Source organism: Halosaccharopolyspora lacisalsi (assembly GCF_014137975.1).
GTDB classification, from domain to species: Bacteria; Actinomycetota; Actinomycetes; order Mycobacteriales; family Pseudonocardiaceae; genus Halosaccharopolyspora; species Halosaccharopolyspora lacisalsi.
Genome location: NZ_JACGWZ010000016.1, coordinates 1 through 4,173, shown reverse-complemented (window position 1 = coordinate 4,173; position 4,173 = coordinate 1). Strand labels below are relative to the sequence as shown.

The 4,173-nt window shown below is 66.8% G+C and carries 3 protein-coding genes; all 3 read left to right on the top strand.

Translation table 11 applies throughout. The features are described from left to right. On the top strand, positions 1 to 1,626 hold a 1,626-nt coding region (locus FHX42_RS25760), incomplete at its 5' end, for a phage head morphogenesis protein (protein WP_220480902.1). 4 nt (positions 1,627 to 1,630) lie between these two features. Beyond that, on the top strand, positions 1,631 to 1,807 hold the full coding sequence (locus FHX42_RS25755) for a hypothetical protein (protein WP_182547072.1): 177 nt from the start codon (positions 1,631 to 1,633) through the stop codon (positions 1,805 to 1,807). Positions 1,808 to 2,183: 376 nt separating this feature from the next. Beyond that, positions 2,184 to 4,173 (top strand): major capsid protein (locus tag FHX42_RS25750; protein WP_182547071.1); only part of this gene is annotated, 1,990 nt, incomplete at its 3' end.

The window sequence follows — 4,173 nt, the reverse complement described above, 5'->3', positions numbered from 1 at the left end:
CACCGGTGGTTGACGGTGGAAACCGCGAACGTCGCCACCCTCGACGGCGCGCGGCAACAGCAGGACACCGCCGGCGAACCGATGTTCAAGGGCTGGATGGCGACCACTGACCAGCGGGTAAGGCCCGCGCACTGGCACGCGGATAAGCAAGCCGTGCCGCTGGACGAACCGTTCACCGTCGGCGGGTATCCGATGCAGTACCCGGGAGACACGTCCGCACCACCCGCTTTGTGGAAGAACTGCCGCTGCACCGTGCTCGTACTCAACTCGGAGGAAGCCGCCGAGTCCAACGAGCGCCGCGACCGCGAGCTACCGAACCGCACCGACGTCCACGGAAACCCCGTCGCCGCTGACGCCGCCCCCGGAGGAGATGACCCGATGAGCATCCCCACTCAACCCGACAGCACGAGCATGTCCCGATCGGAGCGCATCGCCAACAGCGCCACCGAACATCCCCCCGCCGCACGGTTCACCGATCCCCAACTGACGGGGCCGACGAAAGTGCGAGTGACAGACGACGGGTGGGTGTACGGGCACATCGGCGCGTGGGGCACGGCGCACGCCGGCCGGCCGGACGTGTCCATTGACCGGTTCCGTGATGACTCGTTGGCACGGTTCCACCGGCATCCGGTTGTTGCTGACAGCGGCGAGCGCATCAAAACGGGACCGTTGGCCACCGGCGGGCACGCAGCCACCGAAGAGCCGCTACCGACGATTTCGGCGGTGCAGTCGCACTACGACGACCCGCGGTTCGTGGTGGCCGACGTGACGGCCGGCACCGATGACCACGGGATCTGGATCTCCGGCAGTGTCCGCCCGGGGGTGACGCCGTTTCAGGTGATGCTGCTCGACCGGTACTCGATCAGCGGGGACTGGCGAGAAAACGAACTGCTCGCAGCGTGCTCGGTGTCGGTGCCCGGATTCCACCTGGACGACGATCACGGTGTGGTGGCGCTGTCCGCGTCCGCCGCGCACGACGGGCAATCCACCCTCGCAGACCCGACCCCCCGCGCGGTGTGGGCCGAAGGTGGAGCCCTGGTGGCGTGCGTGGCCGCCGGCATCATCGGCACCACCGACGACGCGGGCTGTGCCGAGTGCGGAACCACCACGGCCAGCGCCGGCGACACGTCACCCACGGTGGACACCACCGCGCTCGGGTGGGAGATATACCGCGCGTCCCAACACGCCGCGGCCGTGGACCACGAGGTCACCGCCGCTGCCCGTGCGGCGCTCGCACCGAGCCTGGAAAACGTGATCGCTCGCGCCGAACTCGGCTCCGACGACCTGGACAACCTCACCGACGACGACATGCGCGCCGTACGCCGTATCGCCCGGCTGCCGCACCGGGCCGGCAAGACCAGCAGCCGCACCACGACCGTCGCGGCGAATTGGGTTGACCAGGAAGGCGGCTTGCCCAGCTACATTGACCGGATCGTGAAGCACCTCAAGTCCAGCATGAGCGAGTCCCACGCGATCGCCACGGCCGTGAACGCCGCGAAGAAGATGTGCCGGAGCGGCGACACCAACTGGCCGGGAAAGCAGGACGTCAATGCGGGGTCCCGCGCGGAGGCGTGCGCATCGGTGCGCGAGTGGGAAGCGATGAAACGCCGAGCGAACGCAGACTAGCCCGATGCTGTCCGCGCTGGTCACACACACGATCGCGCTGACGGTCGAAATCGCGATCCTGGCCGTCATCGCCCGGGACATACGATCCGCCGAGCAGGCAGCCAACCGCGCCGAATCCGCCGAACGGCGTGTGTGTGCCTATGCTCGCGGCGAGTCCAGCAGAACCGAACACGGGAGTTGAACTGATGGGTTGTTGTGGGTCCAGCCGGCGCAGCGCCGCCACCGCCGGGAGCATGGCCAGAACGTCGACCGCCGGCGGGCAGGGCGCAACGTCGGAGACCGTGGGGGACTGGACGGTGGACCACCCGAGCGGGGTCACCGCCCGGTACCCCAGTGAGCACGAGGCGCACCGCAACGCCGCGATTTACGGGGCCCTACGGGTGTACAAATCCCCAACCTGACCGGGGGGTCACTTGGTGCTACGGAAACACCACCGAACGGGTGTATGATCCACACCAGCAGCACCCCCCGGCGGGTGCCCGCTGCTGGTATTTGGTCCGGGCGGAACGCAGTCAGACACACGTATGTGTCTCCCGTTCCGCCCGAAAGGACCCATCGTGGACGCCTCCGAACTCCTCCAGCTCTACAGCAACTCGCAAGCGGACGACCCGGTTGCTGAACTGCGCGGCAAGATCCAAGAAGCTGTGGACACCGACGGTGCTGACCTCAACGAGGTTGAGCAGACCGCGACTGAACAGCTCGAGTCTGCCTACAACGACGGCAAGTACGAGCCGAGCCAGGCCGGCGAAATCCGCAATCTCGCCCAGGTGCTGTCCGAGGTTCGATCCGAGCGCGACGACCGCGCGCAAGCCGCTGCCGAGCTAGACGCGGAAATGTCGAACCTCATGGCTCAGGTGCGCGGCGACACCGGCGACGAGAGCGACGACCAGGACGACGAGCAGGATGACGACAGTGGCGTGATCGGTGGCGAGTCCGCGGAAACCGACCAGTCTTCCGCCGGCGACGCTCCCGCTCAGGACACGCCGGCCGAGCAGCAGCCCGCGGCGACCGTCCCGACACAGCCGGCCAGCAGCCCGGACCCCGTTCCGGCCGCGGCGACCGGCCAGCGGTCGAACCCGCGGATCACCCCGCCCCGGTCGAACACCCGCGTGGCCGCCCCGAGCTTCGGGGATGTGCGCTCACACCAGCCGGACACGAAGCTGCCGGACTCGAACTCGAACACGATCAAGCCGTTCATCACTGCCGCGGCTGACGTTCCCGACGTGCCGGCCGGGCAGAACATGAACATGCGCGACGTCGCCAACGCGACCCTGTCGCGGTTCCGGTCGATGCCGATCGGCCAGCCGAACACCGGTGAAGTCCGTAAGTCCGTGGCGGTGGTCAACAAGGGCTACCCGGAGGCGCTGACCGCGTCCGGCAAGCCCGGCAACGACGCCGACACTGAACTTGTGGAGCGGGTGGCCGACGAGAAGCAGCTCCCCGGCGGGTCGCTGGTGGCTGCTGCTCAGCTGGCCGAGAAGAACAACGGCAACGTGACCGCGGCAATGGATCCGCTTCCCACGCCGCCCGGGGACGTGTGGTGCGCCCCTAGCCAGCGTGACTTTGAGTTGTGCCCGCCGTTGGCCCAGCGTTCGAACATGCTGGACCTTCCGAGCATGGCCATGCCGAGCATGGGCGGGATCCAGTGGCCTACCTGGTGGCAGTTCCCCGACCAACACCAGCCGCCGGAGTCGAACCAGCCGGACGGCAACCCCCCGGGTCGGAACAGCTGGCACGGCTACAACCACATGTATGACCCGGACTTGAAGGACCCGGATTTCTTCAAGAAGAACCCGAAGAAATGCATCCAGGGCCCGTGCCCTGACTGGCAGGAAGAGCGCCTGAACCTCGCGTACTTGTGCATTACCGGTTCAATCTTGCGCGAGTATGTGTGGCCCTCGATCGCGGAGCGGTTCATCTCCGACTCGCTGCTGTCGCACGCGCGGTACATGAACGGGATCTACATCTCCACGATCATGGCCCGGTCGGACAACCTCCCGGCGTTCTCCGCGAACGACACCGCCGGCACGAACGGCGTCAACGGCTACGGCATCGGGTCCGCAGCTGAGGCCGTGCTTGAGCGTGTCGGGTTCCTGGCCACCTGGTTCCGCACGACGTACCGGATGGCGCCGGACGAAACGCTGGAGGGTTTCGCGCCGCTGTGGTTCCGCGAGTACTTGAAGATTGACCTGGAACGCAAGCTCAACCGGCCGCACGGCAGCGTCAGCAACGCGGAGGTCACCGCGCTGTTCGCCCAGTGGAACACCCGTATCCAGTGGGTCATGGACCACCCGGAGGACCTGGACAACGGCAACCAGTGGAACGGCTCTTACTCGGGCGGAGTGATGCCCGGTTCCGGCGCCGACGCGAACTGGCCAGACAATGTGACGCTGACGTTCTACCCGGCCGGGTCGTGGGTGTTGGCTGAGGACAACATTATCCGACTGGATAGCCTGTACTCGAGTGAACAACTCGCCAATAACGAGTACACTGCGCTTTTCACTGAGGACGCGTGGCTCCTCATGAATCGCTGCAATCGCAGTTTCA

Excerpts from the sequence above, each read along its gene's own strand:
- FHX42_RS25755 (WP_182547072.1), top strand. The coding sequence starts at position 1,631 with ATGCTGTCCGCGCTGGTCACACACACGATCGCGCTGACGGTCGAAATC.